Origin of the sequence: Xanthomonas fragariae, assembly GCF_900183975.1 — a bacterium.
GTDB lineage: Bacteria > Pseudomonadota > Gammaproteobacteria > Xanthomonadales > Xanthomonadaceae > Xanthomonas > Xanthomonas fragariae.
In genome coordinates, this window is the sequence record NZ_LT853882.1 from 670,108 (window position 1) to 691,424 (window position 21,317).

Consider the following 21,317-nt stretch of genomic DNA (forward strand, 5'->3'; position numbering starts at 1 on the left):
CGCCCCACTCATGCAGCGGCCGCAGGGGCCGGCAGACGGAAGAACGCACGCGCCGCGGTGGTGCTGTTGGCCGCAGTCAGCGCAACGTCTTCGCCGCGATCGCGTGCGAGTTCGTCCACGATATGCGATAGAAACATCGGCTCGTTGCGGCGGTCCTTGGGCATCGGCTTGAGCGTACGCGGCAGCAGGTAAGGCGCGTCGGTTTCGATCATCAAGCGATTGGCCGGGATATTGCGTACCAGCTCGCGCAAATGCGCACCGCGGCGCTCGTCGCACAGCCAGCCGGTGATGCCGATGTAGTAATCGCGGTCCAGATAGTCGAACAGTTCTTCACGGGTGCCGGTGAAGCAGTGCACCACCGCCGGACCGAGGCGGCCCTCGAAGCTGCGCATGATCGACAGAAAATCGTCATGCGCCTCGCGTTGATGCAGGAACAATGGTTTGCCATTGTCGGCAGCCAGCTGCAGCTGGCGTTCGAAGGCCCTGTGCTGCGCCGGGCGCGGTGCGAAATCGCGGAAGTAATCCAGCCCGCATTCGCCCACCGCCACCACCTGCGGGTGCGCGTGCAGCGTGCGCATTTCGGTCTCGCATTCGGCGGTGAATTCCACCGCGTGGTGCGGGTGCACGCCAGCGGTAGCGTAGAGAAATCCGGGGTGTTGCTGGGCCAGTTTTAGTGCCGATGGCGAATGCTCGCGGCTAGCGCCGGTGATCACCAGTTGCGCAATGCCCGCATCGCGTGCGCGTTGCAGCACCGCATCGCGGTCGCGGTCGAAAGAGTCGTGGGTGAGGTTGGCGCCGATATCGATCAACTGCACGTTGCGGGTGTCGTGTGGGAAAGCTGGGTAAGTGTAACGAGCGGGGGGTATGCGCGCTCAGACATTCGCATATGGCAACTGCCAGCATCAGATAATTGGACAGGGGGTGGTAGCAGGCGAATACTGGCCGTCTCAGGTCTCGATATCGCGCCCATGTCTTCCCCTGATCGCCGCCCCGACACGTTGCCGGACACAACTGCCGTTGTCGAAATCGACGCGCCCGCGAGCGGGCGCATCCGGCTGGCGCTCTTCATGGCCGGTTTTGCCACCTTCTCGCTGTTGTACAGCGTGCAGCCGGTGCTGCCCGAGTTCGCGCGCGCCTTCGGCGTGGATGCGGCCACCGCTTCGTTGCCGTTGTCGCTGGCGACCGGTGCGCTGGCGTTGGCGATCTTCTGCGCTGGCGCGATGTCGGAAAACCTCGGCCGGCGCGGGTTGATGTTCGTGTCGATCGCACTCGCTGCGGTACTCAATCTCATCGCCGCGTTCCTGCCGCATTGGGGCGCGTTGGTGGCGGTGCGCACCTTGTCGGGCATCGCACTGGGTGGAGTGCCGGCGGTGGCGATGGTTTATCTGGGCGAAGAGTTGCCGGCGAACAAACTGGGCGCGGCCACCGGCTTGTATGTGGCCGGTAATGCGTTCGGCGGCATGAGCGGGCGCATTGTGATGAGCGTGCTGACCGATCACTACGATTGGCGCACTGCGCTGGCGATGTTGAGCGTGTTCGACCTGCTGTGTGCGCTGGCGTTCGTCTGGCTACTACCGCCGTCGCGGCACTTTGCGCGCCGGCATGGCATCAATCTGCGCTTTCATTTGCGTGCCTGGGCCGGGCATTTGCGCGATCGCAATCTGCGGTTGTTGTTCGCACTCCCATTCTTGTTGATGGGTGTGTTCGTGTGCCTCTACAACTACGCCGGCTTTCGTCTGGGCGGGCCGGAGTTCGGCTTGAGCCAGAGCCAGATCGGCATGATCTTCAGCGCGTATGTGTTCGGCATCGTCAGCTCGTCGGTGGCCGGCGCGGCGTCGGATCGTTTCGGGCGCGGCCCGGTGGTCACCGCCGGCATCGTGGTATGTGTGCTCGGTGTGGCGCTGACCTTGGCACATGTGCTGGCGTTGGTGGTGGCTGGCATCGTGCTGTTGACGATCGGGTTTTTCATCGCCCATTCGGCCGCCAGTGCGTGGGTGAGCCGGCTCGGCGGTGCGCATCGCAGTCATGCCGCGTCGCTGTATCTGCTGGCGTATTACGCCGGCTCCAGCGTGATCGGCGCGCTCGGCGGCTGGTTCTGGCAACACGGTGGCTGGGGCGGGTTGGTCTGCATGTGCCTGACGCTGCTGGCACTCGCATTTGCTGCTGCGTCCCTGTTGCGCCACCGTGCTAATGACCCGCGCCCGTACGGAAGGTTCATACCGCATCCTGCGCGGTGCGAGTGAGCGCGCTTTTCACGCGTGCGCTCTGCCATTTGCGAACGCACGGGGCCGCCGCGGTGGGCGCGCAGGCGCTCGCCGCGTGCGTTTGCGGCAGCGCTCGTGGCCGCCTCGCAGGTGCGGTTGGACGACTGCGAGGCCGTGGCCGGCATCGGCATGTTTGCCATCACCGGGCCGTTGAGAAGCCTGCTGGAAGATGGCACGCTGGCCGCGTGTTGCACCGCTACACGCACAATAGATGGCGTTGTTGCACAGTGATCTCTTCGCCACCGGAGTTGCCCGATGAGTGCGGCACTCGTTCAAGACAGCAACGCGCTACAGGATTTCATCGAGCGCCATCGGCGCCTGTTCGTGCTCAGTGGCGCCGGGTGCAGCACCGATTCGGGCATCCCCGACTACCGCGATCTGCAAGGCGGTTGGAAGCGTCCGCAACCGGTGACTTTCCAGGCCTTTATGGGTGAGTTGTCCACACGGCGGCGCTATTGGGCGCGCAGTCTGGTCGGCTGGCCACGGTTCGGCTTGGCGCAACCCAACGCGACGCATCGCGCACTGGCTGCGCTGGAAACGCGCGGCCAGCTGGAAGTGCTACTCACGCAAAACGTGGACCGCCTGCATCAGGCCGCTGGCAGCCAAGCGGTGATCGATCTGCACGGCCGGCTCGATGTGGTGCGCTGCATGGGCTGCGAGCGGCGCATGCCACGCACTGAATGGCAGATGCGGCTTGAGCAGGCCAATCCCGGTTGGGCCGACTTGAAAGCGGCGCAGGCCCCCGATGGCGATGCGGATCTGGACGATGTGGCCTTCGACAATTTCGTGGTGCCGCCGTGCCCGGTGTGCGGCGGGCTGCTCAAGCCGGATGTGGTGTTCTTCGGCGAGAACGTGCCGCGCGAGCGCGTTGAGCGTGCATTCGCGCATCTGCACGCGGCCGATGCAGTGCTGGTGGTGGGCTCGTCGCTAATGGTGTATTCGGGCTTTCGTTTCGTGCAGACCGCTGCACGCAACGGCTTGCCGATTGCCGCACTCAACTTCGGACGTACACGCGCCGACGAACTGCTCAGTTTGAAGGTGGAACAGTCGTGCGCGCAGGAGTTGGCGTTTCTGCAGGCACCGGTCGATCCGCTGCGCGCACGTAGCGGCAACGACGCCAGTGCGCACTCTGCATGACGCAGTGATCCATCGCAGCGGTTGTGCCGACGCGCGTGGCGCAGTGCAATGGGCGCTCCTCCATGTCACGTGTGGATATCCTCTTGAGCCAGTTGTTCTCTCCCATCAGCTTCGGTCCGCTTGCGCTCGCTAATCGGATCGTGATCGCCCCGATGTGCCAGTACTCCGCACAGGATGGTCGCGCCAGCGATTGGCACCGCATCCACCTGGGCACGTTGTCGCAATCCGGCGCCGGCCTGCTGATTCTGGAAGCGGCCGCGGTGCAGCCGCAGGGCCGTATCTCTTACGCCGATCTGGGCTTGTACGACGACGCCACCGAGCAGGCCTTGGGCGAGGTGCTGCAATCGGTGCGACGCTGGTCGCCGATGCCGATCGGCATCCAGTTGGCGCATGCCGGCCGCAAGGCGTCCACCGATCTGCCGTGGAAAGGCGGCGAAGCGATCGCACCCGATCACGCGCATGGCTGGCAGACCGTGTCTGCCTCGGCAGTGCCGTTCGGTGACGGTCAGCCATTGCCGCAGGCGCTGGACGAGGCCGGCATCGATGCGGTGGTCGAGGCGTTTGTCGCGTCGGCCAAACGTGCTGAACGCCTGGGTCTGGACCTGATCGAGCTGCATGCCGCGCACGGTTATCTGATGCACCAGTTCCTGTCGCCGCTGAGCAATCAACGCAGCGATGCGTATGGTGGATCGCTCGAAAACCGCATGCGTCTGACGCTGCGTCTGTTCGATGCGGTGCGTGCGGCGGTGTCCGAGCGCATTGCGATCGGCGTGCGCATCTCGGCCACCGATTGGGTGGACGGCGGCTGGGATCTGCAGCAGAGCATCGCCTTGTCGAAGGCGCTGGATGCGCGCGGTGCGCACTACATCCATGTCTCCAGCGGCGGGCTGGACCCGCGCCAGCAGATTCCGGTGCAGGCGAGTTATCAGATTCCATTTGCGCAGTCCATCAAGGCGCAGGTCAACATGCCGGTAATCGGCGTGGGCCTGATTACCGAGCCGACGCAAGCCGAAGCGATTCTGCAAGGAAGCCAGGCCGATGCGATCGCGTTGGCACGCGGCATCTTGTACGACCCGCGCTGGCCGTGGCATGCCGCTGCCGCACTTGGCGCATCGGTCATCGCGGCACCGCAATACCTGCGCTGCGAACCGCGCGAGGCGCGCGGCGTGTTGGCCAGCTGACGCACACCGCTTATGTTCGATGTACGTGGCTGGCGCGCTGGCACGTGGTCACGGTGTGGAGGCCAAACATCGCCACGCAAGAAGCGATGGAGACCTCGGTCGAGGCGTCGATGGCGCAGCTGGATGAGATCAATCGGCGTCTGATGCTGCGCCTGCCCTCGCGCTGAGTCACACTGCAACAATAGCGGACGCAAATACTGAGCCCGTCACTGCGCGTATTGGCTATCATTGGCCGATGCGCTCCGACTACATCCTCACTCTGTCCTGCCCAGACCGCACCGGTATCGTGTATCGCGTGACCGGGCTGCTGTTCGATCTGGCCTGCAACATTCTCGACGCACAGCAATTCGGCGACGACGAAAGCGGCCGCTTCTTTTTGCGCGTGCACTTCGAAAAGCCGCCAAATACCGAGATCGCCAGCCTGGAACGGCGGTTTGCGCTGCTGGCCGATGAATTCCAGATGGACTGGCAGCTGCGCGATGCACGCCGTCGCGCGCGGCTGCTGGTGCTTGTGAGTAAGCAGGGGCATTGTCTCAACGATCTGCTGTTCCGCATGCATAGCCGGCAATTGCCGGTGGACATCGCCGCGGTGGTGTCCAACCACGCCGATTTCGCACCGCTGGCCGCTTCTTACGGCATCGCCTTTCACCATCTGCCGGTGACCGCAGACACGCGCGCCGCACAGGAAGCGCAGCTGCTCGCCCTGGTCGAACACCTGCAGATCGATCTGGTGGTGTTGGCGCGCTACATGCAGATTCTATCGCCGGGGTTGTGCCGTGCATTGGCCGGGCGCGCGATCAATATCCATCACAGCTTCCTTCCCAGCTTCAAGGGCGCGCAGCCGTATCATCAGGCGCACGCACGCGGGGTCAAGATCATCGGCGCCACCGCGCATTACGTCACCGAAGATCTGGACGAAGGCCCGATCATCGAACAGGACGTCGCCCGGGTGGACCATGCAATGACCCCGCGCCATCTGGTGCGGCTGGGCAGCGACACCGAATCGCTGGTGCTTGCCCGTGCAGTGCGTCGCCATGTCGAACACCGCATCCTGCTCAACGGCCATCGCACGGTGGTGTTCCGCTAGCGATTCACGCTGCACGCCATTGGCCAAGGGTGGTTGCGGTAAGTGCAATGGATAGGTGGTTATGCCACGTCTGCGTAGGGAGCGTTACCCGCTTACTGGGCGTTGCGGCGTTGCGGCAGTGAAGCGTCTGGGGCGCATCCGCTCGATCGTGCTGGGCGCGTTGCTGGCCAGCGCGGGTTTTTCGTGTTCACGCTGGTAAGCCCATGGCAGGCATCGCTGGCCGGCTCTACGCGGTGGTTGAAGGTGCGAGCGCTGGGCGTTGTTGACGTGCAGTTGTTGGGTTTTCGGTAACGCCTCACTTAAATATTCGAAGCGATACCCCACGCCATACACCGAGCGCACCCACTCTTCGCCGCCGACATCGGGCAGTTTGCAGCGCAGGTTCTTGATGTGGCTGTCGACGGTGCGGTTGGTGACGATGCGGTGGTCAACATACACGCGGTCCATCAGCTGTTCGCGCGAGTACACGCGACTAGGCGATGCACAGAGAGAGCGTGCCTAGTTGGAACTCGACCTGCGTGAGATCCAGATCGCGCCCGGCGACACTGGCGCGGCAGGCGGAGTCATCGACGACCAACCCGTGCGTCGGCATCGCGTTGGGATCATGCCGATGCCGACGCAACACCGCCCGCACGCGTGCCATTGCTTCACGCGGGCTGAAGGGTTCGCAGATGTAGTCGTCGGCGCCGAATTGCGACAGATCGCAAGACCCAGCCCACCGCCGCCGCTGGCGCGATTACGCGAGCCTTCGACGCGGTAGAAGCGCTCGTACAAGCGCTCCAGAAGGTGCGCGACATCAGCCAGCCAAATAGCGCGGCGACACCGATCGATGCGGCGCCGACTGTCCACCGGGCGCGTTGCTGGGCGCTGTAGAAGCGCGCGTTGTTGGCCATTACCCGCAACAGCAAGGGCCAAGCCGTAGCGATGGTGGTCGGCGCCGGCGGCAAGGTGGCGCAGCGCATGCTCACCACCGGCGATGCGGTGGGCGCGCGTTGGGTGGTCAGCGAAGGTTTGTCTGCAGGCGAGCGCGTGATCGTGCAGGACTTGCAGAAAATCCAGGTCGGCATGCCGGTCAAGACACGCGAGGTGACTGTCGCCGCGATCGCGCCGGCTGCAATTGCACCTAACGCCGTGCCGGTAACCGCAGCGCCAGCCAGCACCGCGCCCAAGGTGTCGCAAGGCGAGGCGCTGCTATCCGATGACGTCAAGACCAATGGCCTGACAGTGACCAAGTCGGACAGCGGCAGCATGTTCATGGTGCTTGCCTTCACTTCCGAAGACAGCAGCATGGACAGCACCGACATCGGCGACTACATGGTGTCCGCGTTGCAGGACCTGATCAGCCGTCTCAACGGTATCGGCAGCGTCAACGTGTTCGGCGCCGAATATGCGATTCGCGTGTGGCTGGATCCGGAAAAACTGCACACCTATGCGTTGAAGCCCTCGGATGTGAGCACTGCAATTGCCGCGCAGAACGCCGATGTGTCCTCCGATGCGCTCGACGCATTGTCGGCGCTGCAAGGCCAGCAATTGGATGCCATGGTGACCTCGCGCAGCAAGCTCAGCACGCCGGCGCAGTTCGAGAACATCGTGCTCAAGTCCGATGCCAGCGGCGCCACTGTGTACCTGCGCGACGTCGCGCGGCTGGAGCTGGGTTCGGAATCTTACGGCCCCAGTTCCAGATTCAACAGCAAGCCTTTCGCGGGTATGGGCCTGCAGCTGGCCACCGGCGCCAATGCGCTGGATGCCGCCAAACCGGTGGAGGCCAAGCTGGATGCGCTCACACCGTATTTTCCGGCCGGACTTACCTATCAAATGGCCTAAGACACCACGCCGTTCGTGCGCATCTCCATCGAGGAAGTGGTCAAGACCTTGATCGAAGCGATCGTGCTGGTGGTTGTGGTGATGTATCTGTTCTTGCAGAACTGGCGCGCGACGCTGGTGCCGGTCATTGCGGTACCGGTGGTGTTGATGTGCACCTTTGGTGTGTTGTCGCTGCTGGGATTTTCGATCGACACGTGACCATATTCGCGATGATGCTGGCGATCGGCTTGTTGGTCGCCGATACCATCGTGGTGGTGGAAAACATCGAGCGGCTGATGACCGAGCAAGGCATGTCGCCATGCCAGGGCACCTAGGGAACCTCTGAACAACGCACTTCAAATGCGCGACACTACACACCTACGTTGAGGAGTCATCCATGCAACTGACGTTCGGTGATGCTGAAGGTTTGGGCAAGCGCAAGCAGACTCGCCGCGAGATCTTCCTGGCCGAGATGGAGCAGGTGGTTCCGTGGAGGCATTTGCTCGGACTGATCGCGCCGCACTATCCGGTGTCGGGGCGGCCTGGTCGACAGCCGTACGCACTGGCGACGATGTTGCGGATTCATTTGCTGCAGCAGTGGTATGCGTTGAGCGATCCGGCGATGGAAGAAGCGTTGCACCAGATCCCGACCTTGCGCCGTTTTGCCCGGCTCGGCGGTTTGGACAATGTTCCCGACGAGACCACGATTCTCAACTTTCGCCGCTTGCTGGAAACCCATGGCCTTGCAGCGCGGATGCTGGAGGCCGTCAACGCGGATCTGGTGCGCAAGGGTCAGAGCCTGCGGTCCGGCACGATCGTCGATGCAACCCTGATCGCTGCGCCCAGTTCGACCAAGAACACCGACCGCGCGCGCGACCCTGAAATGCATCAGACCAAGAAAGGCAATCAGTGGTATTTCGGGATGAAGGCACCCATCGGCGTGGATGAGTTTTCCGGGCTGGTGCACCACGTCCGTTGTACGGCTGCCAATGTGGCCGATGTCACGGTGACCCACGCATTGCTGCACGGCAAAGAAGACAGTGTGTTCGGCGACAGCGGCTACACCGGTGCGGACAAACGCGAAGAACTGCAGACCTGCAAGGCTGGTTTTTTCATTGCCGCCAAGCGTTCGACGATTCAAGCCATTGGCAACAAACGCGAGCGCCGCCAGGAAGAACGTTGGGAATACTTCAAAGCAAGTGTGCGTGCGAAGGTGGAGCATCCATTCCGCGTGATCAAACGCCAGTTTGGCTACACCAAGGTCCGCTATCGCGGCTTGGCCAAGAACACCGCGCATGTGCTGACCCTGTTCGCACTATCCAATCTGTGGATGGTGCGCCGGCAGTTGCTGCCGGCCAGGGGATAATGCTGTCTGGCGCCAGCCAACGCCGCAAGAAACCGTAGAAATCGTATCGTACGCATCAACTCTGTGCGCTATTGGCACGCAGCAGGCTCGAATTTTAGAGGTCTGGTGCGTTGTTCAGACCTTCCTTAGATCGAATCCGGACGAATCGAAGGGATATCGCATTGCCTCGCAGCCCTCGATCGTGAAGCAGGTCATCCATAATATGGCTGAGTGCCATGCGGTTTGCGCGCACGTCTGGCTCGCAATGTAACGGGATGCCCTAGCGAGCAGGAGATCCAAGTACGCTGAACCGTACGGACGTCCTAGAACTGCTGAATCCAAAAGAGCGGCGTCCAGACCATCCCCGTCCAAGCCAAGTGCTATCATTCACTCGTTCCGAGAAGAGCTACATCTTGTCCTCCATGGGCGCGGGACGCAGTGCTACTGTTCAAGTGAGGAAATGTGATGGACACTTCTCGCCGTGCAAGAATACCTCGTTCTGTTACTTGCGGCTTGGTTGCAGCGGCCACTCTGCTCATCGCCACAGCCCTAACAGGTTGTGTGAGCGACTGATACGCCCAGGGTTCCGTAGACACTCAAGACCCTTGTTGCGCGTAGCGCCGTTCAAACTCTACAGGGGACAGGTCGCCAGTTGAACCGTGGCGGCGGTTGGGGTTGTAGAACATCTCGATGTAGTCGAATACCTCGGCGCGAGCGGCGTCCTTGGTGGAATAGGTCCGCCGCCTGATCCGCTCGCGTTTGAGCAGTCCGAAGAAGCTCTCCACGGGTGCGTTGTCGTGGCAGTTGCCACGCCGACTCATGCTGCACACCACGCTATGGGACGCCAGGAAACTGCGCCAGTCATCGCTGGTGTAGACAGACCCTTGGTCCGAATGAACCAAGCAACCAGCGTTGGGTTTGCGCCGCCACACCGCAGACAACAAGGCCTGCACGACCAACTCGGTGTCGGCCCGATCGCGCATCGCCCAGCCGACGACCTGCCGGGAAAACAGATCGATCACAACAGCCAGGTACATCCAGCCTTCATGCGTGCGGATGAAGGTGAAATCGCTCGCCCAGGCTGTGTCCGGCTCAGTCACGTCGAACTGTCGGTCAAGCAGGTTGGCCGCCGCCTTGCACTGCATTCCTCCATGGAAGCGCGGTTTGCGACCATAGCCCACCTGGGCACGCAGTCCCTCGGTGCGCATCAGCCGATGCACCCGATGGCGACTGCAACGCTCACCCAGATCGCGCAGATCCCTGGTGATCTTGCGATGCCCATAGACACTGCCGCTGGCCAGCCAGTGGTGCTTGATCAGTCCAAGCAAGCGCTCATCTTCCTTGGCGCGCTCACTGTTGGGCGAGCACAACCAGGCGTAATGGCCCGACCGGTTGACCCGCAATACCCGGCACATCGCACACACCCTGAATTCCCCACAGTGGGCTTGCATGAAGGCGTACTTTGCCCTTACCCCTTGGCAAAGTACGCGGCGGCCTTTTTTAGGATGTCGCGCTCCTCGGTCACTCGACGCAACTCTGCCTTCAGCCGCCGAACCTCGGCGCTCTGGTCCACCTCGGCGCGCTGCACCACGCCAGGCTTGCCGAACTTGCGCAGCCAGGCGTAGAGGCTGTGCGTGGTGACACCCAGTCGCTCCGCGACTTCTGCCACCTTGAAACCACGATCGGTCACTTGCCGGACCGCCTCGATCTTGAATTCATCCGTATACCGCTTGCTGCTCATAGACACCTCCGAATTGACCATTTTCCATGGCCTTGAGATGTCTAGGAAACCCTGGGCGTATCAATAGGCAATCGCCGCCTCATCTTCAACGAACGAAACGGTGGAACATGGCTGCATCGGCCCAGCGTACTTGCCTTCATTTGAGCGAAAAGATTGCACCATCAACACCTGGGATCAAACATCGTAGCGGGATGTCAGCGCACTGCATCGACGATGCGCTATGCAACGTGCCCACACGCTTAGAGCGTGTTATGAACTTTGCCCTTGTCACGCTAACGTATACGGATGAAGCCTCGTAAGCCTTATTCCACCGATATTTCCGACGAAGAATGGGCCTTTGCGGCTCCCTATTTGACGCTGATGGACGTGCAGGCACCGCAGCGCAAGTATGAGCTACGCGCGATGTTCAACGCACTGCGGTGGATCGCGCGCGCCGGCGCACCATGGCGATTGCTTCCCAACGATTTTCCGCCCTGGGAAGCGGTGTATCAGCAAACACAGCGCTGGCTGCAAGCGGGCTGCTTTGAGGCCATGGTCAGTGATCTGCGCTCACTCTTGCGTGTGGCGCAAGGGAAAAAAGGCCAGCCGAGCGCGGTCATTTTCGATGCTCGCACGCTGCAGTCCACCTGCGAAAGCGGGCCGCGTGCTGGATACGATGGCTATAAACGCAAGAAAGGCAGCAAGGTACACATGGCCGTCGATACGCTTGGACATCTGCTCGCTGTCCAGGTGACGCCGGCTAATGAGCAGGAGCGCGCGCAAGTCCGATCGTTGGCACAAGAGGTACAACACGTGACCGGTGAAACGGTCAAGATCGCCTTTGTTGATCAGGGCTACACCGGTCAAGAACCGGCGCAGGCGGCCACGGAAGAAGGCATTGAGTTGCACGTGATCAAGCTGCAAGAAGCGAAAAAAGGCTTTGTCTTGCTGCCGCGCCGTTGGGTTGTCGAGCGCAGCTTCGGATGGGCCAATCGTTTCAGACGGCTGGCACGCGACTACGAGCGATTGCCGGAAACCTTGGCCGGTTTGCACTTCGTCGTCTTCACGATCCTGATGCTTGGAAATGCAGCCACCCTCTTTCAAAGTTCATAACACGCTCTAGGGCGAATCGCTCAACCACCTAAAAATTGCTCTGGTTTAAGCCAAAGTTTGGCCTGGTTCACCCCATCCACCTCGACCTGTTTGGTGAAGACGCGGTACTCAATGCCGCGGATACGAACCATCTGCTCATCGCGAACCGCATGCTGCAATAGCCAGTCGGGAACCTGCTGTGCACCAGGCTTCCAACTGGGCCCGGTGTCCTTCTCGTCGAAGCTCAGTGTTGATGCTTGCGGCATAGCGGTGGTGTGCTGCGGCTCTGTCGCTTCTTGACACAGTATCTCCCAGTCGAATGGAATGCTGTAACTCGACGCCTCGGGCTGGGCTGACGACGCAGACGCCATGAACTGCTCAGGAAATGTATCGAGATCCCACTCTCTTTGATCCGCCCGCGACAAAACATCCGCTTGATACAGTGCGTCCCCCCAGTCGAATTCAAAGGGGGGACTCGACGCCTCGGGCTGAGCTGAGGACGCAGGTTCCGTCACCTCCTCCACGGGTGTATCGAAATTCCAGACGCGTTGAGGCGCCGGCGGCAAAACACCAGAAGTAGTGGATGGAAACCGGGAGGAGTAAGAAGACCCCGACGGTTCAGCTCTGCCTCCAAGGTCAGGCAGCTGAGCGTTAGAAGAGGATATCTCGCGCACTTGCGTCAGAATGCCTCTGATCGAAGATTTATACTTTGAGCTCCCGTCACTGGTATAAAGTTCCACATCTTCATCCAACGTTCGGTCGTGCAAACGACATGCTATTGGATCCTTTTTGTTTTGCTGTAGCCAAGCGCTGAAGGAGCGCATAACGCCTGACGTCATATCGGCATAGGTTCGCCCGTCAGTGTATGTCATCCCGCAGCTGGACTCCCATCCAGCAGCTTTATAGTCTTCGCTGAGTTGGCAGTCGACCTCAGGGATCTCGCGCGTATCAAGTTTTTTCTGTAAGTCCGTACTTCCGGTGCATTTAAATATCTGCAGTTGCCGCAGCGCCGCATTCAAATGGTGACTGCCCGGCATTTTCATTTTCATGAAGGCGCGGGCGTCATCCGTCAAGGCTTCGGAATGCAGTCTGCCCGGTTCGCACAATGCCTTTTTTTTCCCGGCATGGAGCCATCCACTGAACGCGCGCAACACGGTTGCATACTCGGAAGTAGCAGAAAGCGCATCATTGATGAGTTGTTTATCACCGTCAGGAATCTCATTGCGGCGGTATCGCCGGGTCTTTACCGTTCCGTCTTTGGCAGATGCCATATCATGCAGTTTCTTCACTGCCGCGATCAGACGACGGCTTCCCGTCTCTGTTTGGAAATTCAAGGCATCGCTTCTCAGCTCGTTTAAGTCTTGCAAGAGCCGGTCTTGCAGGCCACCCTTCTTCTGCTTCTTGAGCCAAGCGCTAAAACGTATCAATATATATACGTAGTCTTTTGTGGTGTAGAAGTTATTCGCGCCCTTCTCGGCGCCGTCTACAAACCGCCCGATGAGTGCCTTGTCGGCTGTATAAGGTGTCCCGGAGCCTGACCACCTGGTCCCGCTTAGCAAGTTATTTCTTAGCTTGGCGAACTCTTTGCGCATATCGCCTGAGGTTAATGGACAATCAACTTGAGCCTGAGGTTCTTCATGAACTGCGGCGTCTTCAGAAGCAGGCTGTTGCGCTGTTGCCCCCTGGGGCTCGGGCGCATCAGCGCGCGAGAGCTGAGGATGATGAACATGACGGTTGGGGGGCAGGTCGCCGTACGGCAGCGCGGAGGAGGGAAACGGCGTCGATGTGACGTTCGGCGCCGGATGCGCGCCCCATCCCGGCGCCGAACGCACAGCAGATGCCTGGGTGCGACGACGCTTAGTCGGTCGAGCTGACAGTTCGTTGAGGACGCCAGAGGGCTCCGAGGGCGAGGGCATACCGGACGCGACAGTGCCTGCGCCAGCCGGCTGGCCAGCGGGCTGCTCTGGCTGGCTCTGGTAGCTGCTCTGGGCATGCGTCCGACGATTGCTGCTCTTTGTGCTCCGCATTTTTTCGCTCCGCTTCATGATGAAAAAGACGGCTCGTTGTTGGATCTTGTCAAGCTCATGCGGCTCAGGGATATCCGCTGAACACCGCCGGCAAACTCTCGCGCACCGGCGCCACTGATGAGCTTGCTTCCCGTCTGGTCGAAGCGCTGCCGATCCAGCTCTCAGGTATCGAACATCGTGATCGATCGATCGCAAATCTGCTGCGCAGATGGCGAAGGCGTAGCGGGCTTGCCGAACTTCAACGTGAGCGTCTAACGGACGCCCGCTGGCACCGTTTGTCGGGTGATCGCTTGGGCCTTGACGTCATCGGTATAACGACGGAACCGGCCAGAACCCAACCGACCGCGGTCGAACTTGCAGATCGGCGCGATGGCAGCGACTTCGAAAGGCAATGCACGCAGAGCGACTACGGCAGCCAGAGTTTCTCAAGATCGCGGAAGCCCCAGTCGGTCGGGCTTTCCATCTGCGCGATGCGGTCCTGGCAATCCGGCCGCGAGAGGTCGATGTCCTGCACCAGCACGTGGCTGCGCAGCTTGGCCGAATAGAACACGCGCACCCTCGGCTTGAGCAGCGAATCGGGCGACTGCTCGATCACCACCGCCAGCTTCTGCGATTCCAGCCGCACCAATGAGCCGACCGGATAAATGCCGAGTCGACGCACGAATGCCTGAAATACCGCCGGGTCGAAATGCCCCTGCCACTACGCCATGAGCTTGAGCGATTCGGCCGGATCCCAGCCGCGTTTGTACGGACGGTCCGAGCTGATGGCGTCGTACACATCGCACACCGCACCCATTCGCGACATCAGCGAGATGTTCTCGCCCATCAGTCGATTCGGGTAGCCGCTGCCGTCCATCTTTTCGTGATGATGCAGCGCGATCTCCAGCACCACCGCGCTCTGCACGCCGCCGGCCACCAGCAAACGGTGGCCATCCAGCGGATGCTGGCGCATGACCTCCATTTCTTCGTCGGTGAGCTTACCCGGCTTGTTGAGAATTTCCAGTTGAGTCACCGCTTTGCCCATGTCGTGCAACAGGCCGCCCATCGCCGCTTCCACCACCTGCGCCTCGGGCAGACCGAGTTGGCGTGCCAACCCGCTCATCAAGCCTGCCACGGCCATTGAATGCAGATAGGTATAATCGTCGGCGGTCTTGAGCCGCGCCACGCTGATCAAGGCTTGCGGATGCCGCAGCACCGAATCGTTGATGGCTTCCACCAGCGGCATCGCTGCGTCGGTGTCGACCGTGCGCCCAAGCCGTACATCGCGAAACATCGCCTCGACCATGTCGCGGCCGTCTTCGAAAATACGCCGCGCGCGCACCACCTCGGCCTCCATACCGACCTGCGCAGTGACGCTGTCGGTTCGCGCGGAGCGCTCTTTGCCGGCAGGCTCCGGCGGCTCGGGCGCGGATGGCTCGGTTGCAAACGGCGACGGCGGACTCGCGGCAACCGGCTCGGCTTGCGCAGCGACCGCGACCGCCGCTTCCACATCCAACCCACGCGCGGTGTCGATCACCAGTTGCTCGATGCGACTGCCATGGATCTTGTCCACATCGTCGGAGTCGACCAGAAACGAGGTCTTCCAGAACGGATGGTGCACTGGTGCGCTCGACCTCGCCAGACAGCGTGACTGCCCATCCGACAACGCAGCACCAGGATGCGTCGCACGCACCCGCGCACCGCCCGCTATCATGCAAACAGTGCCCGCATCGGGCGATACGTTAGATTGCCGGAGAGTGCCGTGACCCCGATCCGTTCGTTCTTGGACCACACCCCACAGCTGGGCGCACGCGTCTACGTCGACCCGGCCTGTACCATCATCGGCAAGGTGAGCCTGGGCGATGACGTGTCGGTGTGGCCGGGAACGGTGATTCGCGGCGACGTCAATCATGTGCAGATCGGCGCACGTACCAACGTGCAGGACGGCACCATTATCCACGTCAGTCACCACAGCCCGTTCAACAAGGCCGGCTATCCGACCGTGATCGGCGAAGAGGTCACCGTCGGCCACGCCACCATCCTGCACGCGTGCACCATCGAAGACCTGTGCTTGATCGGCATGGGCGCCTGCGTGCTCGATGGCGCCACCGTCAAACGCTACGGATTTGTCGGCGCCGGTGCGGTGGTCGGCCCGGGCAAGATCGTCGGCGAAGCCGAGTTGTGGCTGGGCAATCCCGCGCGCCTGGCGCGCATGCTCAACGACAAGGAAATCGAAAGCCTGCATTACTCCGCGCAGCATTATGTGCGGCTCAAGGATCAGTATCTTGGCGTGCCCAGCAGCAGCTGATGGCCGCGCTGCCTGCGCCAGCCTTCAAGGCCCGGTCGCACGCTTCAGCGCCAGCGCCATGAGCATCGTCAGCGCGTGCTCGCGCGATGTCCCACACATTGCCATCGACGGCGGCAAGCTGCCGCATACCGCCGGACGCGTCGGCGCGCCGAATGAACAGCTGCGTGCTACCGTGCTGGATCACCTGAATGCGCCGCGACGGTTGCAGCAGCAACAGTCGTGACGCGTTCTAATTGCCAGCCACCACTCGCCGATCAGCCGTCCAATTCGCCATGCCCGAGTACCGCTCCAAGACCTCCACCCACGGCCGCAACATGGCCGGCGCCCGCGCACTGTGGCGCGCTACCGGCATGCAGGATGGCGACTTCCACAAGCCCATCATTGCCATCGCCAACTCGTTCACCCAGTTCGTGCCCGGGCACGTGCATCTGAAGGATCTTGGTCAGCTGGTCGCGCGCGAGATCGAACGCGTCGGCGGCGTGGCCAAGGAGTTCGATACCATCGCGGTAGACGACGGCATCGCGATGGGCCACGACGGCATGCTGTATTCCTTGCCCAGCCGCGAAATCATCGCCGACTCGGTCGAATATATGGTCAACGCACATTGCGCCGACGCGCTGGTGTGCATTTCCAATTGCGACAAGATCACCCCCGGCATGTTGATGGCCGCGCTACGGCTCAACATCCCGACCGTGTTCGTGTCCGGCGGGCCGATGGAAGCGGGCAAGACCAAGTTGTCCGAACACAAGCTCGACCTGATCGATGCGATGGTGATCGCCGCCGACGATAACGCCTCCGATGAAAAGGTCGCCGAGTTCGAACGCAGCGCCTGCCCCACCTGCGGCTCGTGCTCGGGCATGTTCACCGCCAACTCGATGAACTGCCTGACCGAAGCGCTCGGCCTGTCGTTGCCCGGCAACGGCACCGTGGTGGCCACGCACGCCGACCGCGAGCAGTTGTTTCTGCGCGCCGGACGCGTTGCGGTGGAGCTGTGTCATCGCTGGTATGGCGGCGAAGATCCCACCGCTCTACCGCGCGGCATCGCCACCTTCGAGGCATTCGAAAACGCGATGACCCTGGACATCGCGATGGGCGGATCGACCAACACCATTCTGCATCTGCTCGCCGCCGCGCAGGAAGGCGAAGTACCGTTCGGCATGCGCGATATCGATCGTCTATCCAAGCGCGTGCCGCAGCTCTGCAAAGTCGCACCGAACACGCCGCAGTACCACATCGAAGACGTGCATCGCGCTGGCGGTATCATGGCCATCCTCGGCGAACTCGCGCGCGGTGGCCTGCTGCATACCAACGCAGCCACCGTGCACGCGCGCAGCTTGGCGGACGCCATCGCGCAATGGGACATCACCCAGACCGACGATGAGAGCGTGCACACGTTCTACACGGCGGGTCCGGCCGGCATTCCCACGCAGATCGCCTTCAGCCAAGCCACCCGCTGGGACACCCTGGACACCGATCGCAGCGAGGGCTGTATCCGCGATGTCGAACACGCGTTCTCGCAAGAAGGCGGCCTGGCCGTGCTATACGGCAATATCGCCCGCGACGGCTGCGTGGTGAAAACCGCAGGCGTGGACGAATCCATCCACGTGTTCGAGGGCAACGCCCGCGTCTACGAAAGCCAGGATTCGGCTGTCAAAGGCATCCTCGCCGACGAAGTCAAAGCCGGCGATATCGTGGTGATCCGCTACGAAGGCCCCAAGGGCGGCCCCGGCATGCAGGAAATGCTGTATCCCACGAGTTATCTCAAATCCAAGGGCCTGGGCAAACAATGCGCCCTGCTCACCGACGGCCGCTTCTCCGGCGGCACCTCGGGCCTGTCCATCGGCCATGCCTCGCCGGAAGCAGCAGCGGGAGGCGCGATCGGCCTGGTGCGCGACGGCGACAGGATCGTGATCGACATCCCTGGTCGCTCGATCAACCTGCGCGTCTCCGACGAGGAGATTGCTGCGCGTCGCGCGGGGCAGGATGCCAAAGGATGGAAGCCGGTTGAGGTCCGCCCACGCAAGGTCACGACTGCGTTGAAGGCGTATGCGTTGCTGGCCACCAGTGCGGATAAGGGCGCGGTGCGGGATAAGGCGCTGCTGGATGGTTGAGACCACCCAGCGATAGCGGCAGCCGTTCTTGCTTTCGTGGCACTTGACCGTACTGGGAAGCTTACAGCGCTGGAACTCCGCCGCACCGACACCAGCGCTGCGCCCGCGGTGTGCGCCAATACATCGAGCAACGCGCGCGACCAATCCGCCGCACCGGCAGCGCCGCAGACCTCGCCACTGTGGGCCGGGCCTGCGTGCCGCGGTTGGCCGTCAGTGCCGAGCAACCAGACCGAATACGCTGCCACGCAGTGCGGGCGCACCCCGTCAGCGCCCGTCCGTCAGCTCACTGGCAAAGACACGATGTCCTTCGCCTACGCCATCGCCTCATCGGTATCCAGTGCAATCACCGTTTGCTGTGCACGATCGAAGCGTTCGCGGGCGGCGCGGATGCCGGCGTGGTTTTCGCCTGCCCAATTGAGCAGTTGCGAGACCGGGCCGAGTAGTGCCACGCCCAGTTTGCATAGTGCGTATTCCACGCTCGGCGGTTTGGTGGCGTAGACCTTGCGAGTGATCATGCCGTTGCGCTCAAGATTGCGCAGGGTCTGGGTCAGCATCCGCTTGGAGATGTCCGGCACGGCTCGCTGGATGGCGCTGAAGCGAGACGGGCCAGGGATCAGCGTCAACAGGATCAGCAGAGTCCACTTGTCGCCGATCTGATCGAGCACATCGCGCACGGGACACTTGGTGGCATCAAACGGACCTTCCAGAGACGGCGGCGGCGGGAACAGAGCAATCGCATTCACAGGGGTATCTCGCAGTAACCAGGGTGGAGGAAAACCGCCTCCTTGCGGAGGATCGAACGGCCCTGACAATAGGTCCACAGACATCAAGATCTAGATAATAGACCAAATCTCGTCTCGATACCTGTTAGAGCCCATCATGGCACACGCCCCCCACTGATCCTTGTCACCGGCGCCGGCGGGTAGCTGGCGCACTGGTGGACGAAGCACTGCTTGAGCGCGTACCAGCCACGCGCATCGTAGCAACGGCCCTTAATACTGCGTCACTCGCAGAGTTCGCAAAACGCGACATCAGCGTGCGTGGCGCTGATGTCGCGGACCCGCAGAGCCTGGACGCGGCCTTTGCCGACGTCGACCGGGGGTTGCTGGTGTCGTTCAATGCAGTGGGCGCACGCATGCTGCAGCACCGCAACGTGATCGAGGCCGCCAAGCGTGCCGGCGTGGAATTGCTGGCCTATACGAGCGTGCCGCGCGCCAATGCAGATCTTCGCCGAGCTGGCTCCGGCTCCGGCTCCAACTTCGCGCAGCTGCGCGGTGCCTAGGCCGACATCCCAACGCGTGGCCGCGCACAGCATCTATTACCCGCAGCCGTTCTGCCTGCTGCCGAATCGTGCGAGGGGCCTCGCCTTGCGCAGTCGCAACTTAACAATCGGGCAGGCAATACACATACTTCAAACGCTCTATCGAGCATCACTTGCAAGTATGGCCGCGTGCCAAACGCATGCCAGGGCAAACTTCTATTGCCACAGCGCGTGGGTCTCCCAGTTGTCCGGAGCCCCCATGCTGGCTCTACGCGACGGGTCGACCAGGAGAGGTCGTAGATGATCGCTTACCGTCGTCCGCCAGTGCGTGATATTGGCCGCAGTGTCTTTGAGAAGGTGGTTCAACACGCACAGCATGAAGAACAGGCGTGTTTGTGGAACCGTCGAAGACGTGCCTGCCCAGACTCCGTGCCTGGGCAACTTCGGCGACACGCCAAGAACCCGATTCCACAAGCGACCGTGATGCGCCGCAATGTTGCGGACCACAGAGACGGCGTGAAGCCAGCTGAGCAGAACCGGTATATCCGTGTGGAACTCAGTAGCAATTGCGGCTTGATCTACGCTATGCATGGCACGCACCAGTTTGGACAGCGTGCCCAGGGACATCACCTCGCTGGCCATATAGATAGGCACTTCGGGGAAAGGTGGGATGGTGTATCGGCACTTATAGTGGTCTATGAACGTCTCCCTGGCACGGCAGACCTGCTCGTCGACCTTACTTAACCAGCTTTCGTGCCAGTTGCCTTTCCCACCGTCAGGTCGGAAGTTAGCCGCATTGCGATGGGCAAAGCTCCCATAGGCGTGAGCCAGCCTGTAGGTCACTGCCGTCCGGGCGGCCACTTCGATATGCCCGATGGCTTCGCCTACGAGATGGCGCAGATGACGATCAAACTCATAAAGCCTGAGCGCGGTGTCGATGCTCGCGCCTGGCAGATAGGTGTCGCTACCTGCCACTCGCAAAGGAAACAGGTAGCCCATCAGGCGGTAATAGCCGACCTTGCGCAGGTAAAGCTCTGCTTTGACAGGATCGACGATAGCCAGACCTCGGCCCTGCAACTGCCGGATCTGCTGGGCGTAATCCAACGCCTCCTTCGTGTACTGCACCATCCCTGCCCCCGTTGCCCAAGGCAAAAAAACCCGCCAAATTGCGCTTCCAGCAAGAGCTGTAGAGGCGTGGCGGGTGTGTTAGGGAAATTCTGCACCATTCCGCCCTACACATCAACAAAATTTTAGCCGGAGATAATATGTCCGCTTCTGGCAAGAGGCATCACGTTCAGCGTGAAGCCTTTTCACCTGTCAAGAGTACGAGGCCGCCCTGCCCAGGCAACTTCTAGGTAGCGTGCCCCAGAGCGAATAGCGGGCGAGAACTTCAAGGCGTTTCGCCATCTGGATGTCCCGCTCAATCCCACAGGAAGCTGCTTGGGAAGCGCGCGTTGCGTTGGAGCAAAAACGGGCACTAGATCAGCAATTCAAAAGCAAATCACGGTGACGATTCACTCGCTGGAATTACACGCATTGCTAGCGCTACATGGGGGCGCAACTTGCAGATCATGCGGGCATCCACAGTTTTGCTTGACCACCGCCACGTCTGCGCCTAATCTGCGCACGCCACGGTTTCCATCGCTTCATTCGGATGAAGCGATGGGATTAAACGGGAATCCGGTGAAGGGTGCTATCTGCATCCCATTCCGGAGCTGCCCCGCAGCGGTGAATGGAAACGACCTTCGTCAACAGCACTGGACCGGCCACGGTCTGGGAAGCGACGGACAGTAGGCACTCCGTGCATTTGCACGGCGACGTCCATCAGCCCGAATACCGGCCCTGGCCGGGGGACACGACCGTCCTTCGTTTCGACCTGGCGCTCTGCGGGGAGCGGCCGGATCCGTGCGCCGCCTGCATGGTGGCGTGCGTGTCCGTCGTTGCCCGTCGATTGCCGGCTCGCCCGCGGGGGCGAAGGTCGCTGGTGTGGCGGGCCTGCGTG

General features: G+C 61.6%; 18 protein-coding genes, 4 pseudogenes and 1 riboswitch. Of the genes and pseudogenes, 15 read left to right on the forward strand and 7 right to left on the reverse strand.

The window, feature by feature from the left end:
- Positions 1–8: 8 nt before the first annotated feature.
- The gene (locus tag PD885_RS03015) at positions 9–815 is read right to left on the reverse strand and encodes a TatD family hydrolase (protein ID WP_088056641.1); all 807 of its coding nucleotides are present in this window, start codon (positions 813–815) and stop codon (positions 9–11) included.
- Positions 816–968: 153 nt separating this feature from the next.
- Here PD885_RS03015 and PD885_RS03020 point away from each other — a divergent pair, with 153 nt between their 5' ends.
- The 6 genes and pseudogenes from PD885_RS03020 (at position 969) to purU (ending at position 5,669) form a co-directional block, all read left to right on the forward strand.
- Positions 969–2,243, forward strand: a complete 1,275-nt coding sequence (locus PD885_RS03020; RefSeq protein WP_002802672.1) for an MFS transporter — start codon at positions 969–971, stop codon at positions 2,241–2,243.
- Positions 2,244–2,339: 96 nt separating this feature from the next.
- On the forward strand, positions 2,340–2,495 hold the full coding sequence (locus PD885_RS03025) for a hypothetical protein (protein ID WP_231892681.1): 156 nt from the start codon (positions 2,340–2,342) through the stop codon (positions 2,493–2,495).
- A 24-nt stretch (positions 2,496–2,519) separates the two neighbouring features.
- Positions 2,520–3,401, forward strand: a complete 882-nt coding sequence (locus tag PD885_RS03030; RefSeq protein ID WP_002802675.1) for an NAD-dependent protein deacetylase — start codon at positions 2,520–2,522, stop codon at positions 3,399–3,401.
- 62 nt (positions 3,402–3,463) lie between these two features.
- A complete protein-coding gene (locus PD885_RS03035) occupies positions 3,464–4,582 on the forward strand; it encodes an NADH:flavin oxidoreductase/NADH oxidase (protein WP_040762027.1) in 1,119 nt (372 codons plus the stop codon).
- A gap of 59 nt (positions 4,583–4,641) precedes the next feature.
- Positions 4,642–4,749: pseudogene (locus PD885_RS22615) on the forward strand (XVIPCD domain-containing protein); the annotation flags it as partial.
- A 68-nt stretch (positions 4,750–4,817) separates the two neighbouring features.
- Positions 4,818–5,669 carry a formyltetrahydrofolate deformylase gene (gene purU / locus PD885_RS03045; protein WP_088056642.1) on the forward strand — a complete coding sequence of 284 codons (852 nt, stop codon included), beginning with the start codon at positions 4,818–4,820 and terminating at the stop codon, positions 5,667–5,669.
- Between the two features lie 306 nt (positions 5,670–5,975).
- Here the strand turns inward: purU and PD885_RS20380 are convergent.
- Positions 5,976–6,363 (reverse strand): annotated as a pseudogene (locus PD885_RS20380) (winged helix-turn-helix domain-containing protein); the annotation flags it as partial.
- A gap of 188 nt (positions 6,364–6,551) precedes the next feature.
- Between PD885_RS20380 and PD885_RS03060 the strand changes: the two are divergent.
- From PD885_RS03060 to PD885_RS03065, 4 genes are all read left to right on the forward strand, one after another.
- Positions 6,552–7,493 carry an efflux RND transporter permease subunit gene (locus PD885_RS03060; RefSeq protein WP_231895766.1) on the forward strand — a complete coding sequence of 314 codons (942 nt, stop codon included), beginning with the start codon at positions 6,552–6,554 and terminating at the stop codon, positions 7,491–7,493.
- Positions 7,494–7,508: 15 nt separating this feature from the next.
- The gene (locus PD885_RS22350; RefSeq protein ID WP_040762033.1) at positions 7,509–7,691 is read left to right on the forward strand and encodes an efflux RND transporter permease subunit; all 183 of its coding nucleotides are present in this window, start codon (positions 7,509–7,511) and stop codon (positions 7,689–7,691) included.
- Positions 7,688–7,807, forward strand: coding sequence for an efflux RND transporter permease subunit (locus tag PD885_RS22355; protein WP_250637300.1), 120 nt, complete (start codon positions 7,688–7,690; stop codon positions 7,805–7,807). The genes PD885_RS22350 and PD885_RS22355 overlap by 4 nt, the downstream gene beginning before the upstream one ends.
- A 62-nt stretch (positions 7,808–7,869) precedes the next feature.
- The gene (locus PD885_RS03065; protein WP_002801490.1) at positions 7,870–8,838 is read left to right on the forward strand and encodes an IS5 family transposase; all 969 of its coding nucleotides are present in this window, start codon (positions 7,870–7,872) and stop codon (positions 8,836–8,838) included.
- 575 nt (positions 8,839–9,413) lie between these two features.
- Here PD885_RS03065 and PD885_RS03075 read toward each other — a convergent pair.
- A protein-coding gene (locus PD885_RS03075; protein WP_088056644.1) for an IS3 family transposase occupies positions 9,414–10,558 on the reverse strand; the annotation gives its coding sequence in 2 pieces (ribosomal slippage) (positions 9,414–10,321 and positions 10,321–10,558; 1,146 coding nt in all).
- Between the two features lie 285 nt (positions 10,559–10,843).
- On the opposite strand from PD885_RS03075, the gene PD885_RS03080 reads away from it, so the two are divergent.
- Complete coding sequence (locus tag PD885_RS03080; RefSeq protein WP_002801519.1) at positions 10,844–11,650, forward strand: IS5 family transposase; 807 nt, start codon at positions 10,844–10,846, stop codon at positions 11,648–11,650.
- 20 nt (positions 11,651–11,670) lie between these two features.
- Here PD885_RS03080 and PD885_RS21690 read toward each other — a convergent pair whose 3' ends face one another.
- Both PD885_RS21690 and PD885_RS03090 read right to left on the reverse strand, forming a co-directional pair.
- Positions 11,671–13,461, reverse strand: coding sequence for a hypothetical protein (locus PD885_RS21690; RefSeq protein WP_197685830.1), 1,791 nt, complete (start codon positions 13,459–13,461; stop codon positions 11,671–11,673).
- 601 nt (positions 13,462–14,062) lie between these two features.
- A pseudogene (locus PD885_RS03090) lies at positions 14,063–15,256 on the reverse strand (cyclic di-GMP phosphodiesterase); the annotation flags it as partial.
- A 141-nt stretch (positions 15,257–15,397) separates the two neighbouring features.
- Between PD885_RS03090 and PD885_RS03095 the strand changes: the two are divergent.
- From PD885_RS03095 to ilvD, 3 genes are read left to right on the forward strand one after another with little or no spacing between them, the layout of a single operon-like run.
- Positions 15,398–15,943 carry a gamma carbonic anhydrase family protein gene (locus PD885_RS03095; RefSeq protein ID WP_040762037.1) on the forward strand — a complete coding sequence of 182 codons (546 nt, stop codon included), beginning with the start codon at positions 15,398–15,400 and terminating at the stop codon, positions 15,941–15,943.
- Between the two features lie 58 nt (positions 15,944–16,001).
- Positions 16,002–16,166 carry a hypothetical protein gene (locus PD885_RS22620; RefSeq protein WP_156775372.1) on the forward strand — a complete coding sequence of 55 codons (165 nt, stop codon included), beginning with the start codon at positions 16,002–16,004 and terminating at the stop codon, positions 16,164–16,166.
- A gap of 49 nt (positions 16,167–16,215) precedes the next feature.
- Positions 16,216–18,054: a dihydroxy-acid dehydratase gene (gene ilvD / locus PD885_RS03105; RefSeq protein WP_002802691.1), complete on the forward strand. Its 1,839-nt coding sequence runs from the start codon at positions 16,216–16,218 to the stop codon at positions 18,052–18,054.
- Between the two features lie 311 nt (positions 18,055–18,365).
- On the opposite strand, the gene PD885_RS03115 is transcribed toward ilvD, so the two are convergent.
- A complete protein-coding gene (locus PD885_RS03115; RefSeq protein WP_002802692.1) occupies positions 18,366–18,797 on the reverse strand; it encodes a winged helix-turn-helix transcriptional regulator in 432 nt (143 codons plus the stop codon).
- A gap of 153 nt (positions 18,798–18,950) precedes the next feature.
- On the opposite strand from PD885_RS03115, the pseudogene PD885_RS03120 reads away from it, so the two are divergent.
- Positions 18,951–19,273: pseudogene (locus PD885_RS03120) on the forward strand (NAD(P)H-binding protein); the annotation flags it as partial.
- A 258-nt stretch (positions 19,274–19,531) separates the two neighbouring features.
- Here PD885_RS03120 and PD885_RS03125 read toward each other — a convergent pair.
- Positions 19,532–20,443 carry an Abi family protein gene (locus tag PD885_RS03125; protein WP_002802695.1) on the reverse strand — a complete coding sequence of 304 codons (912 nt, stop codon included), beginning with the start codon at positions 20,441–20,443 and terminating at the stop codon, positions 19,532–19,534.
- Between the two features lie 487 nt (positions 20,444–20,930).
- A riboswitch (cobalamin riboswitch) is annotated at positions 20,931–21,174 on the forward strand.
- Positions 21,175–21,317 lie beyond the last annotated feature (143 nt).